21 protein-coding genes and 1 riboswitch are annotated in these 23,438 nt (G+C 66.1%); of the genes, 14 read left to right on the forward strand and 7 right to left on the reverse strand.

The window, feature by feature from the left end:
• Positions 1–83 precede the first annotated feature (83 nt).
• The 5 genes from dusB (at position 84) to PVZ77_RS05130 (ending at position 7,287) form a co-directional block, all read left to right on the forward strand.
• A complete protein-coding gene (gene dusB, locus PVZ77_RS05110) occupies positions 84–1,076 on the forward strand; it encodes a tRNA dihydrouridine synthase DusB (protein WP_273810225.1) in 993 nt (330 codons plus the stop codon).
• A complete protein-coding gene (fis, locus tag PVZ77_RS05115; RefSeq protein WP_026083845.1) occupies positions 1,073–1,390 on the forward strand; it encodes a DNA-binding transcriptional regulator Fis in 318 nt (105 codons plus the stop codon). Before dusB ends, fis begins: the two co-directional genes overlap by 4 nt.
• A gap of 66 nt (positions 1,391–1,456) precedes the next feature.
• The gene (gene purH, locus PVZ77_RS05120) at positions 1,457–3,049 is read left to right on the forward strand and encodes a bifunctional phosphoribosylaminoimidazolecarboxamide formyltransferase/IMP cyclohydrolase (RefSeq protein WP_273810231.1); all 1,593 of its coding nucleotides are present in this window, start codon (positions 1,457–1,459) and stop codon (positions 3,047–3,049) included.
• An 85-nt stretch (positions 3,050–3,134) separates the two neighbouring features.
• Positions 3,135–4,418, forward strand: a complete 1,284-nt coding sequence (gene purD, locus PVZ77_RS05125; protein WP_263259272.1) for a phosphoribosylamine--glycine ligase — start codon at positions 3,135–3,137, stop codon at positions 4,416–4,418.
• A 94-nt stretch (positions 4,419–4,512) separates the two neighbouring features.
• Positions 4,513–7,287 (forward strand): hybrid sensor histidine kinase/response regulator, encoded by a 2,775-nt coding sequence (locus PVZ77_RS05130; RefSeq protein WP_273810233.1) that lies wholly within the window; start codon positions 4,513–4,515, stop codon positions 7,285–7,287.
• On the opposite strand, the gene PVZ77_RS05135 is transcribed toward PVZ77_RS05130, so the two are convergent.
• Entirely contained in the window at positions 7,271–7,666 is a 396-nt protein-coding gene (locus PVZ77_RS05135) for an acyl-CoA thioesterase (protein ID WP_064309293.1), read from the reverse strand. The two genes, PVZ77_RS05130 and PVZ77_RS05135, sit on opposite strands and share 17 nt — an antisense overlap.
• Positions 7,667–7,818: 152 nt before the next feature.
• Positions 7,819–7,961, forward strand: a riboswitch (S-adenosyl-L-homocysteine riboswitch).
• Between the two features lie 22 nt (positions 7,962–7,983).
• Here PVZ77_RS05135 and ahcY point away from each other — a divergent pair.
• The 3 genes from ahcY to PVZ77_RS05150 all read left to right on the forward strand — a co-directional run bounded on the left by ahcY (position 7,984) and on the right by PVZ77_RS05150 (position 12,365).
• On the forward strand, positions 7,984–9,390 hold the full coding sequence (gene ahcY / locus PVZ77_RS05140) for an adenosylhomocysteinase (RefSeq protein WP_208693809.1): 1,407 nt from the start codon (positions 7,984–7,986) through the stop codon (positions 9,388–9,390).
• A gap of 52 nt (positions 9,391–9,442) precedes the next feature.
• Complete coding sequence (gene metF, locus PVZ77_RS05145) at positions 9,443–10,279, forward strand: methylenetetrahydrofolate reductase [NAD(P)H] (RefSeq protein ID WP_133861534.1); 837 nt, start codon at positions 9,443–9,445, stop codon at positions 10,277–10,279.
• 184 nt (positions 10,280–10,463) lie between these two features.
• A complete protein-coding gene (locus PVZ77_RS05150; RefSeq protein ID WP_273810236.1) occupies positions 10,464–12,365 on the forward strand; it encodes a DEAD/DEAH box helicase in 1,902 nt (633 codons plus the stop codon).
• Between the two features lie 299 nt (positions 12,366–12,664).
• Here PVZ77_RS05150 and PVZ77_RS05155 read toward each other — a convergent pair whose 3' ends face one another.
• The 3 genes from PVZ77_RS05155 to PVZ77_RS05165 form a co-directional block, all read right to left on the reverse strand.
• Complete coding sequence (locus PVZ77_RS05155) at positions 12,665–12,952, reverse strand: PA4642 family protein (RefSeq protein ID WP_273810237.1); 288 nt, start codon at positions 12,950–12,952, stop codon at positions 12,665–12,667.
• A gap of 116 nt (positions 12,953–13,068) precedes the next feature.
• Positions 13,069–13,539 carry a WbuC family cupin fold metalloprotein gene (locus PVZ77_RS05160; RefSeq protein WP_273810239.1) on the reverse strand — a complete coding sequence of 157 codons (471 nt, stop codon included), beginning with the start codon at positions 13,537–13,539 and terminating at the stop codon, positions 13,069–13,071.
• Positions 13,536–14,090: a hypoxanthine-guanine phosphoribosyltransferase gene (locus PVZ77_RS05165; RefSeq protein ID WP_273810240.1), complete on the reverse strand. Its 555-nt coding sequence runs from the start codon at positions 14,088–14,090 to the stop codon at positions 13,536–13,538. Before PVZ77_RS05165 ends, PVZ77_RS05160 begins: the two co-directional genes overlap by 4 nt.
• Positions 14,091–14,345: 255 nt before the next feature.
• On the opposite strand from PVZ77_RS05165, the gene upp reads away from it, so the two are divergent.
• Both upp and PVZ77_RS05175 read left to right on the forward strand, forming a co-directional pair.
• Positions 14,346–14,984, forward strand: a complete 639-nt coding sequence (gene upp / locus PVZ77_RS05170; RefSeq protein WP_017641072.1) for a uracil phosphoribosyltransferase — start codon at positions 14,346–14,348, stop codon at positions 14,982–14,984.
• A gap of 2 nt (positions 14,985–14,986) precedes the next feature.
• Positions 14,987–16,252: a uracil-xanthine permease family protein gene (locus tag PVZ77_RS05175; protein ID WP_443218056.1), complete on the forward strand. Its 1,266-nt coding sequence runs from the start codon at positions 14,987–14,989 to the stop codon at positions 16,250–16,252.
• Positions 16,253–16,271: 19 nt separating this feature from the next.
• On the opposite strand, the gene PVZ77_RS05180 is transcribed toward PVZ77_RS05175, so the two are convergent.
• Entirely contained in the window at positions 16,272–17,327 is a 1,056-nt protein-coding gene (locus tag PVZ77_RS05180; protein WP_273810241.1) for a ferrochelatase, read from the reverse strand.
• Complete coding sequence (locus PVZ77_RS05185; protein WP_273810243.1) at positions 17,324–18,232, reverse strand: TIGR01777 family oxidoreductase; 909 nt, start codon at positions 18,230–18,232, stop codon at positions 17,324–17,326. Before PVZ77_RS05185 ends, PVZ77_RS05180 begins: the two co-directional genes overlap by 4 nt.
• Before the next feature lie 65 nt (positions 18,233–18,297).
• Here PVZ77_RS05185 and PVZ77_RS05190 point away from each other — a divergent pair, with 65 nt between their 5' ends.
• The 4 genes from PVZ77_RS05190 to PVZ77_RS05205 all read left to right on the forward strand — a co-directional run bounded on the left by PVZ77_RS05190 (position 18,298) and on the right by PVZ77_RS05205 (position 22,844).
• Positions 18,298–19,395 carry an NAD(P)/FAD-dependent oxidoreductase gene (locus PVZ77_RS05190; RefSeq protein ID WP_273810244.1) on the forward strand — a complete coding sequence of 366 codons (1,098 nt, stop codon included), beginning with the start codon at positions 18,298–18,300 and terminating at the stop codon, positions 19,393–19,395.
• 125 nt (positions 19,396–19,520) lie between these two features.
• Positions 19,521–20,492 carry a YbgA family protein gene (locus tag PVZ77_RS05195; RefSeq protein ID WP_273810246.1) on the forward strand — a complete coding sequence of 324 codons (972 nt, stop codon included), beginning with the start codon at positions 19,521–19,523 and terminating at the stop codon, positions 20,490–20,492.
• Between the two features lie 10 nt (positions 20,493–20,502).
• Complete coding sequence (locus PVZ77_RS05200) at positions 20,503–21,426, forward strand: MerR family transcriptional regulator (protein WP_273810248.1); 924 nt, start codon at positions 20,503–20,505, stop codon at positions 21,424–21,426.
• Entirely contained in the window at positions 21,423–22,844 is a 1,422-nt protein-coding gene (locus tag PVZ77_RS05205; RefSeq protein WP_273810250.1) for a cryptochrome/photolyase family protein, read from the forward strand. The genes PVZ77_RS05200 and PVZ77_RS05205 overlap by 4 nt, the downstream gene beginning before the upstream one ends.
• Before the next feature lie 28 nt (positions 22,845–22,872).
• Here PVZ77_RS05205 and PVZ77_RS05210 read toward each other — a convergent pair whose 3' ends face one another.
• Complete coding sequence (locus PVZ77_RS05210; protein ID WP_133861545.1) at positions 22,873–23,397, reverse strand: acyloxyacyl hydrolase; 525 nt, start codon at positions 23,395–23,397, stop codon at positions 22,873–22,875.
• Between the last annotated feature and the right edge of the window lie 41 nt (positions 23,398–23,438).

The following is a 23,438-nucleotide window of genomic DNA, read 5'->3' on the forward strand; positions in this document are numbered from 1 at the left end:
ACCCTTTTCAAGCACAGCAGCCCCTGTCCGCGGCCGGTTTCCGGCGCAGGCGGAACAGGCGCCTATTCGCCAGGGAAAAAGATATGTCGATGGTACGCATCGGCCCTTATACCTTGCCCAATCCGCTGATTCTCGCGCCCATGGCCGGGGTCACCGACCTGCCCTTCCGTCGCCTGTGCCTGGCACTCGGCGCCGGCATGGCCGTGTCGGAAATGGTGACCAGTGACGTGCGACTCTACGACAGCCGCAAGTCGCGGCTGCGCCTGATCCACGCCAGCGAGCAGGAACCACGTTCGGTGCAGATCGCCGGCGGCGATCCGGCGATGCTGGCCGAGGCGGCCCAGCGCAATGTCGAACTGGGTGCCCAGATCATCGACATCAACATGGGCTGCCCGGCGAAAAAGGTCTGCAACAAGGCCGCCGGCTCCGCGCTGATGAAGGATGAGGCCCTGGTGGCCGAGATCCTCGCTGCCGTGGTGGCCGCCGTCGACGTCCCCGTGACCCTGAAGATCCGCACCGGCTGGAATCCCGACAATCGCAACGGCCTGCGCATCGCGCAGCTGGCCGAAGCCGCGGGCATCCAGGCCCTCGCCGTGCATGGCCGCACCCGGGACGACCGGTTCCTCGGCGCCGCCGAGTACGACACCATCGCCGCCATCAAGCAGGCGGTCGGTATCCCGGTGTTCGCCAACGGCGACATCGACAGCCCGGAAAAGGCCCGCTGGGTGCTCGAACACACCGGCTGCGACGGCCTGCTGATCGGCCGTGCCGCCCAGGGGCGCCCCTGGATCTTCCGTGAGATCGCCCACTACCTGGCGACCGGCGAGCACCTCGCGGCGCCCGGTGATGCCGAGGTGGAGGCCATCCTGCTGGCGCATCTCGACGCCCTACATGCCTTCTACGGCGCGGAAATGGGCGTACGCATCGCCCGCAAGCACGTCGGCTGGTACCTGGCCGACCGGCCGGGCGCCGCGGAATCGCGCGCCCAGTTCAACCGACTGCAAGACACCCAAGCCCAGCACGCCAGCATTCGCGCGTTCTTCGCGCAGCCCCCGACCGGGAAGCAGGTGGCATGAATTCGATGACCGAGACTTTGACTGGAACAGCGCCCGTGAGTGACAACGGCGACCTCAAGCAGCACCTGACCGCTCCCCTGCAGGAGGGTCAGACGCTGCGCGACAGCGTGGAAAAGGCGCTGCGCAACTATTTCGCCCACCTCGATGGGCAGCCGGTGACCGACGTCTACAACATGGTGCTCTGCGAAGTGGAAGCACCCCTGCTCGAAAGCGTGATGAATTACGTCAAGGGCAACCAGACCAAGGCGTCGGAGATGCTCGGGCTCAATCGCGGCACCCTGCGCAAGAAGCTCAAGCAGTACGACCTGCTCTGATCCGCCTCATCGCCGGCGGGCCAGAGGGCTTGACCGGCGGTCTCTATCCTCCTGATGGACATGACCATGACCGACCAGACCTCTCGCCTCCCCGTCCGCCGTGCGCTGATCAGCGTGTCCGACAAGACGGGCGTCGTCGACTTCGCCCGCGAACTCGCGGCCATCGGCGTGGAAATCCTGTCCACCGGCGGCACCTACAAGCTGCTGCGCGATGAAGGCATCCCGGCGCTGGAAGTCGCCGACTACACCGGCTTCCCGGAGATGATGGACGGTCGCGTCAAGACCCTGCACCCCAAGATCCACGGCGGCATCCTCGGTCGTCGCGGCGTCGACCACGAGGTGATGAGCGAGCACGGCATCCGCCCGATCGACCTGGTCGCGGTCAACCTCTACCCCTTCGCCGCCACCGTGGCCAAGCCCGGCTGCAGCCTGGCCGACGCCATCGAGAACATCGACATCGGCGGCCCGACCATGGTCCGCAGTGCGGCGAAGAACCACAAGGACGTCGCCATCGTGGTCAATGCCAGCGACTACGAGTCCATCCTCGACGACCTCAAGGCCGGTGGCCTGACCTATGCCCAGCGCTTCGATCTGGCGCTCAAGGCCTTCGAGCACACCGCCGCCTACGACGGCATGATCGCCAACTACCTGGGCAGCATCGACCAGCAGGCGGAGACCCTCTCCACCGAAGGCCGCGCCGCCTTCCCGCGGACCTTCAGCGCCCAGTTCATCAAGGCGCAGGACATGAGATACGGCGAGAATCCGCACCAGCAGGCAGCCTTCTATGTCGAGCACGCCAGCGAAGCCTGCGTGGCCACCGCCACCCAGCTGCAGGGCAAGGAACTGTCCTTCAACAACGTCGCCGACACCGATGCCGCCCTGGAAACCGTCAAGAGCTATGGGGAACCGGCCTGCGTCATCGTCAAGCACGCCAATCCCTGCGGCGTGGCCGTCGCCAGCGACATCCGCCAGGCCTATGAACTGGCCTATGCCACCGACAGCGAATCGGCCTTCGGCGGCATCATCGCCTTCAACCGCGAACTGGACGCCGAGACCGCCCGCGCCATCGTCGAGCGCCAGTTCGTCGAGGTGATCATCGCCCCGCGCGTCAGCGCCGAAGCCCGCGAAGTCGTCGCGGCCAAGGCCAACGTCCGCCTGCTGGAGTGCGGCGAGTGGCCCGCCGAGCGCAAGCCCGGCCTGGACCTCAAGCGCGTCAACGGCGGCCTGCTGGTGCAGAGCCGTGACATCGCCATGATCACCGCCGCCGACCTCAAGGTGGTGACCCGGCGCGCGCCCGGCGAGCAGGAGCTGCAGGACCTGATCTTCGCCTGGAAGGTGGCCAAGTTCGTCAAATCCAATGCCATCGTCTACGCCAAGGGCCAGCAGACTGTGGGCATCGGCGCCGGCCAGATGAGCCGTGTCAACTCGGCGCGCATCGCCGCCATCAAGGCCGAGCACGCCGGTCTGGCCGTAGCCGGCGCGGTCATGGCCTCGGACGCCTTCTTCCCCTTCCGCGACGGCATCGACAACGCCGCGGCCAACGGCATCACCGCGGTGATCCAGCCGGGTGGCTCCATGCGCGACGCCGAGGTGATCGCCGCCGCCGACGAAGCCGGCATCGCCATGGTCTTCACCGGCATGCGCCACTTCCGCCACTAAGGCCCGCCACGGCGGGGGCCGCAGCCTTCGCCGTCGACCCATTTGCGTGGCGGACGTGCCCAGCGTCCGCCCAGAGGAAAGCTTCATGAACGTACTCATCATCGGCAGCGGCGGTCGCGAACACGCCCTGGCCTGGAAGGTCGCCCAGGACACCCGGGTCACCAAGGTCTACGTCGCGCCCGGCAACGCCGGCACCGCTACCGAAGCCAAGTGCGAGAACGTCGCCCTCGACGTCCTGGCCCTGGAGCAACTGGCCGATTTCGCCGCGGCCAACGTCGAGCTGACCATCGTCGGCCCCGAGGCGCCGCTGGTGGCCGGAGTGGTCGACCTGTTCCGCAGCCGTGGCCTGCCCTGCTTCGGCCCCACCGCCGGCGCGGCGCAACTGGAAGGCTCCAAGGCCTTCACCAAGGATTTCCTCGCGCGCCATCAAATCCCCACCGCCGCCTACGCCAACTTCACCGAGGTGGAGCCGGCGCTGGCCTATCTGCGCGAGCAGGGTGCGCCCATCGTGATCAAGGCCGATGGCCTGGCCGCCGGCAAGGGCGTGATCGTCGCCATGACCCTGGCCGAAGCCGAGGACGCCGTGCGTGACATGCTCTCCGGCAATGCCTTCGGCGATGCTGGTGCGCGCGTGGTGATCGAGGAATTCCTCGATGGCGAGGAAGCCAGCTTCATCGTCATGGTGGATGGCAAGAACGTGCTGCCGATGGCCACCAGCCAGGACCACAAGCGCGTCGGCGACGGCGACAGCGGTCCCAACACCGGCGGCATGGGCGCCTACTCCCCGGCGCCGGTGGTGACCGCGGCGGTCCATGACCGGGTCATGCGCGAGATCATCGAGCCTACCGTGGCCGGCATGGCCAGCGAAGGCAATGTCTACACCGGCTTCCTCTATGCCGGCCTGATGATCGACCAGAGTGGCGCGCCCAAGGTCATCGAATTCAACTGCCGGTTCGGCGATCCCGAGACCCAGCCGGTGATGCTGCGCCTGCAGTCCAGCCTGGTGCTGCTGGTGGAGGCCGCCCTGGCCGAGGCCCTCGACAAGATCGAAGCCTGCTGGGATCCACGTCCGAGCCTGGGCATCGTCCTGGCCGCCGGCGGCTATCCGGGCGACTACGCCAAGGGTGACGCCATCGCCGGTCTCGAGGCCGCCGCAGCGCTGCCGGGCAAGGTGTTCCACGCCGGCACCGGCCTGCGCGACGGTCAGGTCGTCACCGCCGGCGGTCGGGTGCTGTGCGCCACGGCTCTGGGCGAAACGGTCTCCGCCGCCCAGCAGAACGCCTCTGCACTGGCCCGGGAAATCTCCTGGCAGGGCTGCTTCTACCGCAGCGACATCGGCTACCGCGCCATCGCTCGCGAGCGACAGTGAAGCTCGCCTAAGAGATCAGCCTGTTACACTGTTACGTCAACAGACGTGACGGGCTGGTCTATACTCGACGTCCGCATTTGCGAAGGGAACTCTCGTGCACCGGCTCTGGATCGCCATAGGCTTTGTGGTCAGCTGGCTGCTGTTGCTGCTAGTGGCCAATTCCGTGCAGGCCGAGAATTCGCCGGATGCGGGCTGGGCGCAGTACGAGGACGTTACTGGCGAATTCTCGCTCGATGATGTCCGTGATCGGCTGTCCGCCTTCAAACCGCTGACCACCGCCAGGGCCCACCGCCCGGCCGGTTCCGGCGCGCTCTGGCTGCACACGCGCATCCAGCCCGATACCCAGCAGCGGCTGCTGCGCATCATTTCGCCCAACGTCGGCTATCTGGATTTCTTCGCCTATCGCGATGACCAGCTGCTCAGCGAGATCCGCGATGGCCTGTCGCGGCCGCTGCTCAATCCGCAGCAACTCAGTCGCGACTTCGTCTTTCCGATTCCACAGAGCGATCAGCCGCTCGACCTCTTCCTGAGATTCGAATCGCCCCAGCCGATGCGGATCGCCCTGACCCTGAGCAGCAGCGCCGAAGCCGAGATCACCCATCGCCTGGTGATGTTCGGCGTGTTGCTCGGCTGCCTGGCCATGCTGGCGCTGTACAACGGTGCCCAGCTGCTCTACCACCGCAGCCGCGCCACCAGCGCCCTCACCCTGCTGCTGGTGATGCTGGTCTGCGTAGCCCTGAACATCTTCGGACTGAGCAAGTTCTTGCTGGGCACCTTCAAGGGCCAGACGCCGCTGCTGACCGATCTGTCGGTGCTGGCCTGCAGCGCCGCCGGGCTGAATCTCGTGGGTGCCTTCTTCGGCTGGCGACGGCTGCCGCTCTGGGTCCGCCGCACGCTGCGGAGCCTGCTGGCCCTGGTCGGCCTGGCCGCCATGGTGCGTATCGCCGCCGGCGAACTCTATGTCGGCGACTGGCTGATGGCGGTCAATGGCCTGGCGTTGTGCGCCTGCCTGATCATCGCTCTGGAGCGCTGGCACCAGGGCGCCCGCTATGCGCGGCTGCTGGTGATGAGCTGCGCCCTGCTGGCCCTGGCCGGGCTGATCGCGCTGCCGATCCTGGCCGGCTACGCCAATCCGCCGGTATGGATGGGCCGCGGCCTGATCGCCAGCTGCATGCTCAGCGGCATCCTGCTGACCCTGGCCCTGGAGGAGCGGCGTCGCTATCTGCGCGAGGAACATTTCACCCGCACCCGCGACAGAGCCACGGACCACGCGGAGCTCAAGGGCAAGGCCGAATTTCTCTCGCGCATCAGTCACGAGATCCGCACGCCCATGAATGGCGTGCTGGGCATGACCGAATTGCTGCAGGGCACGGCGCTGTCGGCCAAGCAGCGCGACTATGTGCAGACCATCCACAGCGCCGGCGCCGAGCTGCTCAATCTGATCAACGAGATCATCGACATCACCCGCCTGGAAAGTGGCCAGATCGAACTCGAGGAGGTCACCTTCGACCTCAATGCCCTGCTCGACGACTGCCTGGACATCTTCCGGCCGCGTGCCGAGGAGCACCGGGTCGAATTGCTCAGCTTCATCCAGCCCCAGGTGCCGCGCCGTTTCATCGGCGACCCGACCCGCCTGCGCCAGATCCTGCTCAACCTGCTGGAAAACGCCTTCCAGCGCACCGAGGAAGGCGAGATCCTGCTGGTGATCTCCCTGGAAGAGGCCACCGGCCAACCGCCGCGCCTGCGCATCTCCGTGCAGGACAGCGGCACCCCGCTGGACGCGGCGCTGAGTCGCCAGCTGCTGTCCACCCACCTCGACCGCCGCGACTTCCTCGCCAGCGACACCGACAGCCTGGATTTCGGCCTGATCATCGCCCGCCAGCTGGTGCTGCTGATGCAGGGCGACTTCGGCATCCAGAACAACGCCGAAGGCGGTTCCAGCTTCTGGATCAGCCTGCCCATCCCGGCTCAGGCGCTGGTCCTGTCGCGCGGCGACAGCGACTATCCGCTGCAGGACGTGCGGGTGCTGGTGGTCGATGACAACGAACTCTGCCGCAAGGTCCTGCAGCAGCAGTGCAGCGCCTGGGGCATGCAGGCGGTGACCGCCGCCTCCGGGCGCGAGGCCCTGGCCCTGCTGCGTACCCAGTCGCACCTGCGGGAATACTTCGATGTGGTGCTGCTCGATCAGCAGATGCCGGGCATGACCGGCATGCAGCTCGCCGCGCGCATCAACGAGGACGAGAATCTCAACCACGATCTGCTGCTGATCATGCTCACCGGGCTGAGCAATGCGCCGAGCAAGGTCATCGCCCGCAACGCCGGCATCAAGCGGGTGCTGGCCAAGCCGGTGGCCGGCTATACCCTCAGGGCCACCCTGGCCGACGAACTGTCGCGCCGCGGCCAGCGGGTCAGCGAACCCGAGCCCCAGGAACAGCCCAGCGGCATCCCCAGCGACTTCCGCGTGCTGGTGGCCGAGGACAACAGCATCTCGGTCAAGGTGATCCGCGGCATGCTGAAGAAGCTCGGCGTCGAACCCGATACCGTGAGCAACGGCCTGGAGGCCTTCGAAAAGCTCCAGCAGAACACCTATGACCTCATCCTGATGGATTGCGAGATGCCCCTGCTGGACGGCTTCGGCGCCACCCGCCGGCTACGTGCCTGGGAACAGCAGAATCATCGTTCGCGCACCCCGGTGGTGGCCCTGACCGCGCATATCCTCGCCGAGCACAAGGATCGCGCCCAGGAGGCCGGCATGGACGGCCACATGGGCAAGCCGATCGAACTCTCGCAACTGCGCGAACTGCTGCTCTACTGGGCCGAGCGGCGGCGCCTGGACGTGACCCGCGCCGGACTCAAGGCGACTCCTTGAACCTGTCCTCGACGTAGGTAATCCGGGTCTTGCCGTGGGGCACCGGATTGCCTTCCTCGTCGAGATTGACGAAGACGATCTTGTCGATGGTGAGGATGCTCTTGCGGGTGATCTTGTTGCGCACCTCGCATCTCAGGGTGATGGAGGTACGCCCGAACTCGGTGGCGGTGATGCCCAGCTCGATGATGTCGCCCTGACGCGAGGCGCTGATGAAGTTGATCTCCGAGATGTACTTGGTCACCACCTTGGGATTTTCCAGCTGCACGATGGCGTAAATCGCCGCCTCCTCGTCGATCCACTTCAGCAGACTGCCGCCGAACAGGGTGCCATTGGCGTTGAGGTCTTCGGGTTTCACCCACTTGCGGGTATGGAAGTTCATCAGGGCTCCTTGAATTTCCAGGGGGGTTGGGGCATCAGATCAGGGTGCGCGCGGTAGATTCCGGTCGACATGAGGCAGAGCGCCACCCTTTGGGTTTATCGCGATCCTCGTTATACTGCCCGCGCATCGCGGCCACCAGGCCGCCCCGCCTTCCGTTCGAGGGGCGCTGCAGCACGCTGCGTTATCCCATCCTAGCCGACCCGCCGCTGGCGCGGGCATCACGGCCGGCATGACGTCAGACGTTGTCAGGCTCGAACGGAGCGTTATCAGAACGCATCAACGGCGCCCATTCGCACCTAACGAATGGAGACTCTTCAATGAGCGCTGTCCTCACGCCTGCCGCTTTCAACGATTTCAAGGTCGCCGACATCTCCCTGGCCGACTGGGGTCGTCGCGAAGTCATCATCGCCGAATCGGAAATGCCCGCCCTCATGGCGCTGCGTGGCAAGTACGCCGGCGAGCAACCCCTGGCCGGTGCCAAGATCCTCGGCTGCATCCACATGACCATCCAGACCGCCGTGCTCATCGAGACCCTGGTAGCCTTGGGCGCCGAAGTGCGCTGGTCCAGCTGCAACATCTTCTCCACCCAGGACCAGGCCGCCGCCGCCATCGCCGCCGCCGGCATCCCGGTGTTCGCCTGGAAGGGCGAGACCGAAGCCGAATACGAGTGGTGCATCGAGCAGACCATCCTCAAGGACGGCCAGCCCTGGGACGCCAACATGGTGCTGGACGACGGCGGTGACCTGACCCAGATCCTGCACGACAAGTATCCGCAGGTGCTGGAGCGCGTGCACGGCATCACCGAAGAGACCACCACCGGCGTGCACCGCCTGCTGGACATGCTCAAGGACGGCACCCTCAAGGTCCCGGCGATCAACGTCAACGACTCGGTCACCAAGAGCAAGAACGACAACAAGTACGGTTGCCGCCACAGCCTCAACGACGCCATCAAGCGCGCCACCGACCACCTGCTGTCCGGCAAGCAGGCGCTGGTGATCGGCTACGGCGACGTGGGCAAGGGCTCGGCCGCCTCGCTGCGTCAGGAAGGCATGATCGTCAAGGTCTCGGAAGTCGACCCGATCTGCGCCATGCAGGCCTGCATGGACGGCTACGAGCTGGTTTCGCCCTATGTCGACGGCCTGAACGACGGCACCGAAGCCTCGGTGGATCGCGCCCTGCTGGGCAAGATCGACCTGATCGTCACCACCACCGGCAACGTCAACGTCTGTGACGCCAACATGCTCAAGGCGCTGAAGAAGCGCGCCCTGGTGTGCAACATCGGTCACTTCGATAACGAGATCGACACCGCCTTCATGCGCCAGCACTGGGGCTGGGAAGAGGTGAAGCCGCAGGTGCACAAGATCCACCGCACCGGCCTGACCGTCGATTCGGCCAACGACGACTACCTGATCCTGCTGGCCGAAGGCCGCCTGGTGAACCTGGGCAACGCCACCGGCCACCCCAGCCGCATCATGGACGGCTCCTTCGCCAACCAGGTGCTGGCGCAGATTCACCTGTACCAGGAGAAGTTCGCCGACCTGCCGGTCGCCGAGAAGACCGCCAACGTCACCGTCATGGTCCTGCCCAAGAAGCTCGACGAAGAAGTGGCGCTGGAAATGGTGAAGGGCTTCGGGGGCGTGGTGACCCGCCTGACCGAAGCCCAGGCCAAGTACATCGGCGTGACCCAGGAAGGCCCCTTCAAGCCCGACAGCTACCGCTACTGATGGCCAGGCCACCCGCTCCCCGGAGCGGGTGGCCGCCGACGAGAGAGACGACGTGAAACCCAGTCTGAGTTTCGAATTCTTTCCCTGCAAGACCGAAGCGGGCCACGAGAAGCTGATCGCCACGGCGCGGCAACTGGCGAGTCATGGGCCGGAGTTCTTTTCCTGCACCTATGGCGCCGGCGGTTCGACCCGCGACGGTACCTATCGCACCGTGCGCCAGCTCAACGACGAGGTCGGGGTGCCGACCGCACCGCACCTGTCCTGCGTCGGTGACAGCAAGGCCAAGCTGCGCGAGTTGCTGCAGCAGTACCGGGAAGCCGGCATCAACCGCATCGTCGCCCTGCGCGGCGACCTGCCGTCCGGCATGGGCCTGTCCGGCGGTGGCGAATTGCGCCACGCCAGCGATCTGGTCGCCTTCATCCGCGAGGAAACCGGTGATCACTTCCATATCGAAGTCGCCGCCTATCCGGAAACCCATCCGCAGGCGCGCAGCTTTACGGATGACGTGCGCAATTTCGTGTACAAGATGCAGGCCGGTGCTGACCGCGCGGTCACCCAGTACTTCTTCAACGCCGATTGCTACTTCCATTTTGTGGAACGTGTCCGCAAACTGGGAGTCGAAGCCCCAGTGATCCCTGGCATCATGCCGATCACCAACTACAGCAAGTTGGCGCGCTTCTCCGATGCCTGTGGCGCTGAACTGCCACGCTGGCTGCGGAAGCAACTGGAAGCCTACGGTGACGACACCCAGAGCATCCAGGCCTTTGGCGAAGAAGTCATGACCGACCTCTGCGAGCGACTGCTCGAAGGTGGGGCACCCGGTGTGCACTTCTATACCCTGAACCAAGCGGAGCCGTGTATCGCCATCTGGCGAAACCTCGGTTTTTGAAGGCGGCCAGGCGAACTGGCGGCGACTTTACCCAATCGTGATTACCGCTATCGGTCATCGTCCGACTCGTCATCCAGCGCAGGATGACGAGGGTGGGCGAGACGTCCCAAGCCTTTCGGACGTCAACCGGCAGCGCAACCGCGCCCCCACGTCGGCGGGACGCCGACAGAGACAGGAACCCCGCATGTCCTTCATTTCCCTCGGTCTCTCCGAGGCCCTTGCCCGCGCTGTAGAAGACGCTGGCTACACGAATCCCACGCCTGTTCAGCAACGCGCCATTCCGGCCGTCCTGCAGGGTCGCGATCTGATGGTGGCTGCCCAGACCGGCACCGGCAAGACCGGTGGCTTCGCGCTGCCGGTGCTCGAGCGCCTGTTTCCCAACGGTCATCCCGATGGTCACCACTATGTGGCCAAGCAGCCCCGCGTGCTGGTGCTGACGCCGACCCGTGAACTGGCCGCCCAGGTCCACGACAGCTTCAAGGTGTACGCCCGCGACCTGCCCATGCGCAGCGCCTGCGTCTTCGGTGGCGTCGGCCTCAAGCCGCAGGTCACCGCCCTGGCCAAGGGTGTCGACGTGCTCGTCGCCTGCCCGGGTCGTCTGCTGGACCTCGCCGGTCAGCAGAGCGTCGATCTGTCCGCCGTCGAGGTCCTGGTGCTGGACGAAGCCGACCGCATGCTGGACATGGGCTTCATCCACGACGTGAAGAAGGTCCTGGCCCGTCTGCCGGCCCGCCGCCAGAATCTGCTGTTCTCGGCCACCTTCTCCAAGGACATCACCGACCTTGCCGGCAAGCTGCTGCAGGATCCCGAGCGGATCGAGGTCACCCCGCCGAACACCACCGTCGAGCGCATCGAACAGCGGTTGTTCCGCATCCCCGCCAACCAGAAGCGCGCCCTGCTCGCCCACCTGATCACCCTGGGTGCCTGGGAACAGGTGCTGGTGTTCACCCGGACCAAGCACGGCGCCAACCGCCTGGCCGAGTACCTGAACAAGCACGGCCTGCCCTCGGCGCCGATCCATGGCAACAAGAGCCAGAACGCGCGCACCAAGGCCCTGGCCGACTTCAAGAGCAACGAGGTTCGTGTCCTCGTCGCCACCGACATCGCCGCCCGTGGCCTGGACATCGACCAGTTGCCCCACGTGGTCAACTTCGAGCTGCCCAATGTCGAGGAAGACTATGTCCACCGTATCGGCCGTACCGGTCGGGCCGGTCGTAGCGGCGAAGCCATTTCGCTGGTCTCCCCGGACGAAGAGAAGCTGCTCAAGGCCATCGAGCGCCTGACCAAGCAGAGCATCCAGGACGGCGACATGCAGGGCTTCGACCCGCAATCCGTGCCGCCCGAGCAGCCGGAAGTCCGGGCACCCCGCGAACCGCGCGGCAAGCCGCAGCAGAATCGCCAGAAGAAGGCCGACAAGCCGGCGCGCAGCGAAGGCAGAGGCCAGAATCAGGGTCAGGCTCAGGCCCAGAACCCGGGCAAGGCCGCCGGTGGCGAGCAATCCGGCGCCCAGCCCCAGGGCGAGCGCAAGGGTCGTTCCCGCAATCGTCGCGACCGCCGCGATCGCGATGACGCCAGCCAGGACAAGGCCGCCGTGCAACCCGGCCAGGCCGTTGCCCAGCAGCCGCGCAATCGTGATCCGGAGGAATTTCTGGATGACGCCTACGACAACTTCGGCAACAGCGTCGACTACGTGAGCCCCTACCAGGGCAAGGGCCGCAAGGGTCCGCGCAGTAGCAACGGCGGCAGCGCGCCGCGCGCCGCCACGACCGGCGGCCAGGGTCAGCCCCGTCAGGGTCAAGGCCAGGGCCAGGGCGCTGCCCGCGGTCCGCGCAGCCAGCAACAGCAGCAGCCCGGCAAGCGTCGTGGCCAGAACGGCCAGCCCCGTGCCGCCCGGCCCTATGAAGCCGCGCCCAGCGAGCCACGCGCCTATGCCACGGAAGAGCGGGCGTCGAACAAGCCGCAGCCGAAGATCGTGCACAAGCCGTCGCGTGCCGATCGCCTGCCGACCCTGGAGCAGCTGGAAGAGATGCCAAGCCGGCCGCGCAGCGAGAAGCCTGCGCTGCTGACCCGCAACCGCGACGCCTGATGGCCGACGGGCCGCTCAGGCGGCCCGTTCACCAGGCAAAAAGAAACCCCGCCATGGCGGGGTTTCTTTTTGCTGCCTGCTCGAGAAGTCACCGAGCGAAGGTCAGGCAAGGCGCAACGACCAACGGGAGTAACAGCCAGAGGCTGGCCCGCAGGGTGAGCGCAAGCGAGTCGAATCGGCGAGGAAGCGGACCGGGCCCGCGCTCGAGCTTACAAAGGGTAAACGAGCATTACGACCGCGCTGGCGGGCCAGCCGGTTTTTAACGCAGCATGGCCGGGCTCAGGCACTTATCAACCGAATCAGGCGTGGGCGGCGCGCAGGGCGTCGATATAGGGCTCGGCCTGGCGATGGCTGCGGATCAGCTCGATGAAGTCTTCGCCCTGGTCGTTACGGGCATCCAGGTCGTAGCCGGCCTCGACGAAGAAGCCGACGAAGCGCTCGAAGTCATCCGGGCGCAGGCCGCGATAGGCCTTGACCAGCTTGTGCAGAGACGCGGGGGTATCGTCCGCCGGCTCGACCGCGAGAAACAGCTTGATCTGCTCGTCTCTGATCTCTTCACCGATGACCTGCTTTTTATCCTTGCGCATCCTTTGGCTACCTGTGCTGGGGGATTCTTTGGAGAAAAGAGGGCCGATTCTAACCCCGCCCCTCGCCTGCCCGCCAGTGACAAAACCGCGGCAATACCGCGACCCGGATCGAAAGTTCAATCGAACTGGGCGCGCATCCAGCTGCGATAGCGCTCGGCATCGGGTGCGCCTTCCAGCGGTGCCCAGGCCGGTCGTTCACCCTCGCCCAGGGGCACGAAGGGCCCGGCCTTGCATTCGAAGAACAGGCAGTCGCCATCCAGGGCAACTAGCGCATGGAAGTGCCCGGGAGCGAGATCGACACCCGGGCAACCGGCGCGCTGGGACAGTTCGCGGCGCAGCAGCACCTGCCCGTCTTCGCCGAAAGTCAGCAGCCCGAGCCGGCCCTGCAGCACCAGCAGACTCTCGGCCTTGCGCGGATCCAGGTGGCGATGGGGCGGTATGTAGCTGTCTTCGCACATCCCCACCACCAGGCGATGGCAGGGTTCGTCCATGCAATGCAGGTTGTGATGGGCGCGTCGTCGCGGGCTCGCCGCCGCCTGCCGGAGCAGGTCGGCGAACAGTCCCTGATCGAACAGCCGCGCGGTCACAGCCCCTTCACGGCATAGATGCCGGGCGCATTGCGCCAGTAGCCCTTGTAGTCCATGCCGTAGCCGAAGATGTATCGATCGACGCAGGGCAGCCCGACATAGGTGGCTTCCAGGCCCTTGACCTTGCGGTCGTGGGTCTTGTCGATCAGCACCGCGGTATGGACTTCGCGGGCGCCGGCATGGCGGCAGAAGCCGATGATGGCCTTGAGGGTATGGCCCTCGTCGAAGATGTCGTCGACGATCAGCACATCGCGATCGATGAAGGACACCTCGGGCTTGGCCTTCCAGAACAGCTCGCCGCCGGTGGTCTCGTTGCGATAGCGGGTGGCGTGCAGGTAGGACATTTCCAGGGGGAAATTTAGCCGGGTGGCCAGCTTGCCGGTCAGGATCAGGCCGCCGTTCATCACGCAGAAGATCACCGGATTGCGCTCGGCGAGATCGGCGGTGATGGACGCGGCGATCCGGTCGATGGCCGCTTCGACCTGGGCTTCGTCATACAGGCAATCGGCCTCCTGCATGACCTGGCGGATGTGGGCGAGATCGGCGGACATGGGGCTACTCCGGGGGACGGGGCGCCTGCCTGATGGCGGGCGCGGATAAAAGGCGGCAAAGGTACAGACACCGCGAACCGATCTCAAGCGCCGCCAGGCGGCTACTATTGTCGCAGGGTACTGCCCACCTCGAGTCGGATGCTTTAATGTACCGCGATTTTTTTGTGCGCCTGCCCTCCCCGCGGCAGGCCTTCGGGGCGCCGGTCGTACCGAAAACGTCCTCGATCCGCTGCCCTACCGTCTCTGGAGAATTCCATGCCCGTCCACGAAATCCGCCATCCGCTCATCCGTCACAAGCTCGGCCTGATGCGGCGCGCCGACATCAGCACCAAGAACTTTCGCGAACTGGCCCAGGAAGTCGGCGCCCTGCTGACCTACGAGGCGACCAAGGACCTGCCGGTGGAAGAGGTGGACATCGAAGGCTGGTGCGGCACCGTCAAGGTGGAGAAGATCTCCGGCAAGAAGGTCACCGTGGTGCCCATCCTGCGCGCCGGTATCGGCATGCTCGACGGCGTGCTCAGCCTGATCCCTAGCGCCCGGGTCAGCGTGGTGGGCCTCGCCCGCAACGAATCCACCCTGCAGGCCCATACCTACCTGGAAAAGCTGGTGGGCGAACTGGACCAGCGGATGGCCATGATCATCGATCCCATGCTGGCCACCGGCGGCTCCATGATCGCCACCATCGACCTGTTGAAGAAGGCCGGGGCCAAGGAAATCCGCGCCCTGGTGCTGGTGGCGGCGCCCGAAGGCATCGCCGCGGTCGAGGAGGCCCATCCGGACGTGCGCCTCTATACCGCCTCCATCGACGAGCGCCTCAACGAGCACGGCTACATCCTGCCGGGCCTGGGCGATGCCGGTGACAAGATCTTCGGCACCAAGCAGAAGGACGCCTGAGCGTGACCGCGCGGGAACCGCTCTGGCGGGAGATCCTGGTCGGCGCCCAGATGCTCTTCGTGGCCTTTGGCGCCCTGGTGCTGATGCCGCTGATCACCGGCATGGACCCGAATGTGGCCCTTTTCACCGCAGGCTTCGGCACCCTGCTGTTCCATCTGGTCACCGGCCGCCAGGTACCGGTGTTCCTGGCATCGAGCTTCGCCTTCATCGCGCCGATCATCGCCGCCAAGGCTGAATTCGGTCTGCCGGCGGTGCTCGGCGGGGTGGTGGCGGCCGGCTTCGTCTACACCTTCCTGGGCCTGGCGGTGAAGGTGCGCGGCGTGGGCTTCATCGACCGCCTGCTGCCGCCGGTGGTGATCGCCCCGGTGATCATCTCCATCGGCCTGGGGCTGTCACCGGTGGCGGCCAACATGGCCATGGGCAAGGCCGGGGACGGCAGCGCCCAGCTGGTGCCCTATGCCACGGCGATGATGATCTCCATGCCGGCGCTGGTCACCACCCTGCTGGTGGCCATCTACGGCAAGGGCATGTTCCGCCTGGTGCCCATCCTCGCCGGGGTCTTTGTCGGCTACGCGCTGGCCTTCGTCTTCGGCATCGTCCATACCGAGGGCATAGCCGCGGCGCCCTGGCTGGCGATCCCGGCCTTCGTCGCGCCGGAATTCCACTGGGGCGCCATCCTGTTCATGGTGCCGGTGGCCCTGGCGCCGGCCATCGAGCACGTCGGCGGGGTGATCGCGGTGGGCGGCGTGACCGGCAAGAACTACCTCAAGCAGCCGGGGCTGCACCGCACCCTGCTGGGTGACGGTCTGGCCACCTCCGCCGCCGGGCTGTTCGGCGGTCCGCCCAACACCACCTATGCCGAGGTGACCGGCGCGGTGATGCTGACCAAGAACCATAATCCGCGGGTCATGCTGTGGGCCGCCGGCTTCGCCATGGTGCTGGCCTTCGTCGGCAAGTTCGGCGCGGCGCTGCAGACCATCCCGGTGCCGGTCATGGGCGGCATCCTCTGCCTGCTGTTCGGCTCCATCGCGGTGGTGGGGCTGAACATCCTGATCCGCCACCAGGTGGATCTGTCCGAGGCGCGCAACCTGGTGATCGTCTCAGTGACCCTGGTGTTCGGCATCGGCGGCATCGTCTTCGGCAACGGCGAGATCGGCCTCAAGGGCATCTCCCTCTGCGGCCTGATCGCCATCGGCCTCAACCTGGTCCTGCCCGGGCACAACGCCTGGAAAAAGGATGCCGAACCGCCAGAGCGTCCGCTGCTCTGACGGCCAGCCCAGGATGCCGTTACGCCGGCATCCTGGGTTGTTCGATCGGCTGCGGCGGCAGCTCCGCCACCTCCTCGCAGAGCTCCACCAGCGCCCGGGCCCAGGCCGGGTCGTCGTTGACGCAGGGAATCAGCACCAGCTCCCGGCCACCGGCCTCGATGAACTGCTCGCGCCCGCGATCACCGATCTCTTCCAGCGTCTCGATGCAGTCGGCGACGAACGCCGGGCACATCACCAGCAGGCGCTTGACCCCCGCCTTGGCCAGCGCGTCCAGCCGCGCCTCGGTATAGGGCTCGATCCACTTGTCCTTGCCCAGCCGCGACTGGAAGGACACCGACCACTTGCCATCGGGAATGCCCAGGCGCCGGGCCACCAGCTCGGCGGTGCGCTGGCACTGGCTGCGGTAGCAGACGGCCAGGGCCTTGGCGGTGACCTTGCTGCTGTCGGGCGCGCGCAGGTTGTGCGTGCGATCCTTGACCAGCTTGCGGATGTGCCGCTCGGGAAGCCCGTGGAAGGACAGCAGCAGGTGGTCGTAGGGCTCCCGCAGATAGGGTTCGACGCTGGCCGCCAGCGCCGCCTGGTATTCCGGACGGTCATAGAACGGCGGCAGGATCTTCAGCGTCAGCGGCAGCTGGTGCGCCTCGATCACCCGTCGCGCCTCGACGATCGCGGTGGTGGTGGTGCTGTCGGCGAATTGCGGATAGAGCGGCGCATAGGTCACCTCGCGGATGCCCTGGCTGGCCAGGCGCTTGAGCACCGTTTCCACCGAGGGCTCGCCGTATCTCATGCACAACTCCACCGGACCGTGCCGCCAGAGGGGCCGTACGGCCTCCTGCAGCCGGCGGCTGAGCACGATCAGCGGCGAGCCGTCCTCCCACCAGATCGACTCATAGGCCTCGGCCGAGGCGGCGGGTCGCTTGATCAGCACCAGGGATACCAGCAGCCGGCGCAGCGGCCAGGGCAGATCGACCACATAGGGGTCCATCAGGAACTGGTTCAGATAGCGCTTCACGTCGGGGACGTGGGGCGAATCGGGCGAACCCAGGTTGGCGAGCAGCAGAGCGTTGGTAGTCATCGTGAATCCTTGGCAGCGAGCAGGTCGGCCAGGGCCGCATCCAGCTCGGGATAGCGAAAGACATACCCGGCCGCGAGCAGGCGCTCGGGTCGGGCGCGCTGGCCACCCAGCAGGAGGATGGACAGCTCTCCCATCAGGCGCAGGGCGAAGGCGGGAATCAGCAATCGCGCCGGGCGCCGCAAGGCCCGTCCCAGCGCCTCGGTGAACTCCCGGTTGCGGACCGGCTGGGGGGCACAGAGATTATAGGGACCCTGGGCATCGCTTCGGTTGAGAAGAAAATCGATGGCCCCGATTTGATCCTGTAAATGAATCCAGGGCATCCACTGGCGTCCGTTGCCCAGGCGCGCGCCGAGACCGAAGCGGAAGGGTGGCAGCAGGCGCAGCAGGAAGCCGTCGTCGGCGGCCAGCACCAGGCCGGTGCGCAGGTTGACCACGCGGATGCCCAGCTTCCCGGCTTCGTTGGCGACCTGCTCCCACGCCAGGCACAACTCGCCGGCGAAGTCGGGACCGGCCAGGCTGTCCGCCTCGCTCACCGGCTTTTCGCCGCTGTCGCCATAGAAGCCGATGGCCGAGCCGGACAGCAGGACCGCGGGTTTTTGCGGACGGCCACGCAGCCACTCGATCAGGCGCTCGGTGGTGCCGATGCGGCTCTGCCAGAGTTCGGCCTTGCGACCTCGGGTCCAGGGCTTGTCGGCGATGGGGGCGCCGGCCAGGTTGACCACCGCATCCAGGTGTTCGTCGCCCAGCGCCGCCAGTTGGTCGATGCCGCGCACCCCGGGTCCGCATTCGCGCGCCACCCGCCCCGGGTCGCGACTGAGCACGGTGAGTTGGTGCCCGGCGGCCGCCCATTGGCGGCACAGCGCGCGGCCGATCAATCCGGTGCCACCTGTCAGCAGGATATGCATGTCGTCACTTCCTTCTCGTATTGCCCTGCCGCCCGTATGCATCTGAACGAAGGGAAGAGGATTGTTTGGTATGGTCGTGGGTCGAAAGATCCAGAACGGTTGCCAGTCGTAGCCGTAGAGCCCTTGCGCGCGCAAACGTTCGACAAGGGCGAATCGTCAGACAAGCGAGGTCCATCATGACTGCCCCCATCGCCATCGTTGGCGCAGGAATAGCCGGACTTGCCGCGGCCCAGACGCTGATTCGCGCCGGGCAGCAGGTCCAGATCTTCGACAAGAGTCGCGGCAGCGGCGGCCGCATGGCCAGCAAGCGCAGCGAAGCTGGCGCCCTCGACCTGGGCGCCCAGTATTTCACCGCCCGCGACCGGCGCTTCATCGACGCCCTCAACGAGTGGCGTCGAGCCGGTTGCGCGGCCGAATGGAATCCGGCGCTCTACCAGTATCGCGACGGTCGCCTGAGTCCGTCCCAGGACGAGCAGCCGCGCTGGGTCGGGGTGCCGCGCATGAGCGCCATCACCCGCCACCTGCTGGCCGATCTGCCGGTCACCTTCGACTGCCGCATCACCGAGGTCTTTCGCGGGGCCCAGCACTGGCACCTGCTGGATGCCGGCGGCGAGACCCACGGCCCCTTCGCCCAGGTCATCATCGCCATGCCGGCGCCCCAGGCCACGGCGCTGCTGTCCAGCGTGCCCAAGCTGGCGGCCACCGTGGCCGGTGTCAGCATGGAGCCGACCTGGTCGGTGGCCCTGGCCTTTCCCACGCCCCTGCAGACCCCGGTGGAAGGCTGCTTCGTGCAGGGCAGCGAACTGGACTGGCTGGCGCGCAATCGCTGCAAGCCCGAGCGCGACACCACCCTGGACACCTGGGTCCTGCATGCCACCAGCGCCTGGAGCAAGGCGCACCTCGACGCCTCGAAGGACGAGGTGATCGAACGCCTGCATGGCGCCTTCGCCGAGCTGATCGGCTGTCCGTTGCCGGCGCCGACCTTCAGCCTGGCCCATCGCTGGCTCTATGCCCGCCCCGCGCAACCCCACCAGTGGGGCGCCCTGGCCGATCCCGACATGGGCGTCTTCGTCTGTGGCGACTGGTGCTCCAGCGGTCGGGTGGAAGGTGCCTGGTTGAGTGGTCATGAGGCCGCGCAGCAGCTCCTGGGCAGTCTGGATTAATCGACGAAGCGCACGCCGTCTGTAACCTGCGGCGAATCTTTTGCCGCAGCCCCCTGTCGAAAGTTGCACCAAACTTGTACAAATAGGAAAACCTTGTACAAGAAAATACACGACAGGGGATCTCCATGGTTGCCAATGCCTCCTCCAGCCTGCCCCGCCCGCGCCTGGGTATCAGTGCCTGCCTGCTGGGTGACGAAGTCCGCTACAACGGTGGACACAAGGAATCCCGGCTCTGCAGTCAGACCTTCGCCGAGCATTTCGACTTCGTCCGGGTCTGCCCGGAAATGGCCATCGGCCTCGGCACGCCTCGCGAACCCATTCGGCTGGTGGGTGACTCCCAGGCGCCGCGCGCCGTGGGTACCGTCAACCCCAGCCTGGACGTGACCGCCGCTCTGACCGGCTACGGGGAAAAGATGGCGGGCGAGCTGACCGACCTGTCCGGCTTCATCTTCATGCAGAAATCGCCCTCCTGCGGCATGGAGCGCGTCAAGGTCTACCACGCCAACGGCCAGGGCAGCGACACCGATGGCCGCGGCCTGTTCGCCGCCGCCATCATGCGTCTACGACCGGACCTGCCGGTGGAAGAAGCCGGTCGGCTGAACGATGCGGTGCTGCGGGAAAACTTCGTCACCCGCGTCTTCGCCCATGCCCATTGGCAGCAACTGCTGCAACAGGGTCTGACGGCGCGGGCGCTGCTGTCCTATCATTCGCGTTACAAGTATCAGCTCATGGCCCACGACGCCCATCGTGCGCGGGCCCTCGGTCAGCTGGTCGGCAGCATCGGCCAGCGCAATCTGGACGAGCTGGGGCAGGAGTATTTCAGCGGCCTGATGGCTGCCCTGAAGAAGTGCGCCACCCGTGGTACCCATTGCAATGTGCTCTATCATTTATTCGGTTATCTGCGTCGGGTCCTGAGCGACAGCGAGAAGCAGGAAATGCAGTTGCTGATCGAGCAGTACCACGAGGGCATCGTCCCCCTGGTCGTGCCCCTGACGCTGCTCAAGCACCACTTCCGCCAGCATCCGGATCGTTATGTGAACGAGCAGGCCTATCTCCAACCGCACCCCGAACGTCTGAGTCTGCGAAATGCCATCTAGCGCCACTCCCTTGCCTTCGTCGTCGAACGGCGAAGATCAGGACTACCAGTCCGCTCTCCACGAGGGCTGGCTGCCCATCCGGGAAATCGCCCGGCGCACCGGTGTGAACGCCGTGACGCTGAGGGCCTGGGAGCGGCGCTATGGCTTGCTGGTCCCCAAGCGCACGCCCAAGGGCCATCGCCTCTATAGCGAAGCCCATGTGGTCCGCGTGCAGCAGGTCCTCGCCTGGATCGCCCGCGGTGTGGCGGTCAGCCAGGTCAAGGGGCTGCTCGACGAGCAACGGCCCGCGGTGATCCCTAGCGATACGCCCTGGCAGGCCATTCACCAGGAGATGATCGACGCCATCGGCCGACTGGCCTCGCGTGCGCTGGACGAAGCCTATAACCGCGCCGCCTCGCTCTATCCACCCCGGGTGCTGCTGGACCAGTTGCTCTGGCCGCTGCTGCGGGAGCTGGAACGCCTGAGCCAGGCGACCGACGATGGTCGTCTGCAACAGGTGTTCTTCCAGTCCTGGCTGCGCAGCAAGCTGGGTGCGCGGATCTATCACAGCCAGCACAGCCTCAGAGGCGCGCCCCTGGTGCTGCTCAATCTCGACGAAACCCCGATGAACACCTCGCTGTGGCTCTGCGCCTGGCTGATCAGCGCCGCGGAATGCCCGGTAGAACTGGTGGAGTGGTCGGTCCCCGCGGGCAATCTGGATCGCCTGGTCGAACAACTCGAACCCCGGGCACTGGTCCTCTGTCGCGACAGCCGTCCCGACAGCGAGCTGCGTCGTCAGCTGCAGACCTTCGCCAATCGCCATGCGCGTCCCTGCCTGACGCTCGGTGCGCTGGGCGAATCCCTCACCGCCGATGCCGCGCCGGCGCGCAGTCCGGGCGAAGCCTTCGATCGCCTGCAGAGTGCCGGGCTGCTGCGTCAGGAACGCCATGCATGAGTCAGCTCGTCTGGTTTCGAACTGACCTGCGCACCCTCGATCATCCCGCTCTTCACGCCGCCGCCGAACAGGGTCCGGTGGCAGCCGTCTTTCTGCTGAGTCCCGTCCAGTGGCAGGCGCACGACGAGGCGGCGGTCAAGGTCGATTTCTGGCTGCGCAATCTTGCCGAACTGGGCAAGACGCTCAAGTCCCTCGGCATCCCCTTGCTGGTCCGCAGCGCCGAGCGCTGGGAGCAGGCGCCCCAGGTGCTGCTCGACCTCGCCCGGGAGCTGGGCGTGGAGCGCCTGCATTTCAATGACGAATACGGGGTCAACGAAGCCGTCCGCGACGACGCCGTGGTCAGGGCCTTCGCAGACGCGGGCCTGGCGACCCATCGCTATCTGGACCAGACGCTGTTCGCGCCGGGTACAGTACTGACCAAGAGCGGCGGCTACTTCAAGGTTTTCGGCCAGTTCAGGAAGACCTGCCTGGCACGCCTGGAAACCGGCCTGCCGACACCCCTGCCCGCCCCGGGCAGGCAGCGGAAGCACCCGATCCCTTCGGACGAGCTGCCCACCGCGGTCGAGGGTTTCGCGGCCACCGCCGCCGACCTGCAAAGGCTATGGCCGGCAGGGGAAGAGGAAGCACTGCAGCGCCTGGAAGCCTTCATCCGGGATGATCTGGAAGACTATCAGCGGGCGCGGGACATTCCCTGCGAACCCGGTACCAGCCAGTTGTCGGCCTATCTCAATGCCGGGGTGCTGACGCCCCGCCAGTGCCTGCAGGCAGCCGTGCGGGCCAACGAGGGTCTGCTCAGCGGCGGCAAGCAGGGGGCGGCCACCTGGATCACCGAGTTGCTCTGGCGCGAATTCTATCGTCACGTACTGGTGGGCTACCCCCGGGTTTCCCGGCACCAGCCATTCAATCGGGACCTGACCGCCCTGCCCTGGCGCGACGACCCCGAAGGCCTCGCAGCCTGGCAACAGGGGCGCACCGGGATTCCCATCATCGATGCCGCCATGCGCCAGCTCCTGCAGACCGGCTGGATGCACAATCGCATGCGCATGCTCACGGCCATGTTCCTGTGCAAGAACCTGCTGATTGACTGGCGCGAGGGTGAGCGCTGGTTCATGCGGCATCTCATCGATGGCGACCTGGCCTCCAACAACGGCGGCTGGCAGTGGAGCGCCTCCACCGGTACCGATTCGGTGCCCTATTTCCGGGTATTCAACCCTCACACCCAGGCGTTGAAGATCGATGCGCGAGGCGACTATGTACGTACCTGGGTGCCGGAACTGGCCGACCTCAGGGGCAAGGCCGTGCATACCCCGGGGGACCGCTACCTGACGCCCCTGGTGAACCTGGGCGAGAGTCGCCAGCGCGCCCTGGCCGCCTACCGCGGCATGGCGCGCAGGACGGACACGAAAAAGCCGGACTAGGTCCGGCTTTTTTCATCCAAGCCCTGGATCAGAGGGTGTGGCTGTAGAACAGCGCATAGGACTCGATGCCATCGTTGGGCTGCTTGATGCCGGCGTTGGAGTAGTGGGTCGCACGGATGCCGACGCGCTGGGTGTCGCCGATCTTCAGGCCCAGGCCGATGCGGTCTTCGAAGTTGAAGGCCGAGCCCAGGTCCTGCTCGCCAACCTTGGTGCTGGAGAAGACGGCGACGCCGATACCGGCTTCGACGAAGGGCTTCACCTGGCCCTGGCCGAATTCGTAGACGAACACCGGGGCGAAGGACAGCGAATGCTGGTCGGAAGACCGGCCGTTGTCACCTTCCCAGTAGGTATAGCCCGCATCCCAGTAGCCGGTCAGGCGACCGGTGGAGCTCTGCCACCAGCTCCTGTCCCAATTCCAGCCGGCACCGATACGGTAGGTCATGCCGCTCTGGCTGGTGGCACCGACTGCCCCGGTGATTTCCACAGCCTGTGCCGATGCGATGCCACCCAGTGAAAGCGCGGCGGCTACTGCGAGGGAAAGCAATTTGTTCATGAGAGTGCCCTTATGGATGTTTCTAGTTTTTACGAACTGCG

The sequence above is a fragment of the Pseudomonas sp. SHLD1 genome, from assembly GCF_028640935.1.
In the GTDB taxonomy this organism is placed as follows: Bacteria; Pseudomonadota; Gammaproteobacteria; order Pseudomonadales; family Pseudomonadaceae; genus Chryseomonas; species Chryseomonas aestiva.

Bases quoted from the DNA above. Each gene is read 5' to 3' on its own strand.
- dusB (WP_273810225.1), top strand. From the start codon at position 84: ATGTCGATGGTACGCATCGGCCCTTATACCTTGCCCAATCCGCTGATT.
- PVZ77_RS05135 (WP_064309293.1), bottom strand. From the start codon at position 7,666: ATGAACTTCCATACCCGCAAGTGGGTGAAACCCGAAGACCTCAACGCC.
- purD (WP_263259272.1), top strand. From the start codon at position 3,135: ATGAACGTACTCATCATCGGCAGCGGCGGTCGCGAACACGCCCTGGCC.
- upp (WP_017641072.1), top strand. From the start codon at position 14,346: ATGCCCGTCCACGAAATCCGCCATCCGCTCATCCGTCACAAGCTCGGC.
- PVZ77_RS05205 (WP_273810250.1), top strand. From the start codon at position 21,423: ATGAGTCAGCTCGTCTGGTTTCGAACTGACCTGCGCACCCTCGATCAT.
- purH (WP_273810231.1), top strand. From the start codon at position 1,457: ATGACCGACCAGACCTCTCGCCTCCCCGTCCGCCGTGCGCTGATCAGC.
- PVZ77_RS05185 (WP_273810243.1), bottom strand. From the start codon at position 18,232: ATGCATATCCTGCTGACAGGTGGCACCGGATTGATCGGCCGCGCGCTG.
- ahcY (WP_208693809.1), top strand. From the start codon at position 7,984: ATGAGCGCTGTCCTCACGCCTGCCGCTTTCAACGATTTCAAGGTCGCC.
- PVZ77_RS05150 (WP_273810236.1), top strand. From the start codon at position 10,464: ATGTCCTTCATTTCCCTCGGTCTCTCCGAGGCCCTTGCCCGCGCTGTA.
- PVZ77_RS05165 (WP_273810240.1), bottom strand. From the start codon at position 14,090: ATGTCCGCCGATCTCGCCCACATCCGCCAGGTCATGCAGGAGGCCGAT.
- PVZ77_RS05155 (WP_273810237.1), bottom strand. From the start codon at position 12,952: ATGCGCAAGGATAAAAAGCAGGTCATCGGTGAAGAGATCAGAGACGAG.
- PVZ77_RS05180 (WP_273810241.1), bottom strand. From the start codon at position 17,327: ATGACTACCAACGCTCTGCTGCTCGCCAACCTGGGTTCGCCCGATTCG.
- PVZ77_RS05195 (WP_273810246.1), top strand. From the start codon at position 19,521: ATGGTTGCCAATGCCTCCTCCAGCCTGCCCCGCCCGCGCCTGGGTATC.
- fis (WP_026083845.1), top strand. From the start codon at position 1,073: ATGAATTCGATGACCGAGACTTTGACTGGAACAGCGCCCGTGAGTGAC.
- PVZ77_RS05210 (WP_133861545.1), bottom strand. From the start codon at position 23,397: ATGAACAAATTGCTTTCCCTCGCAGTAGCCGCCGCGCTTTCACTGGGT.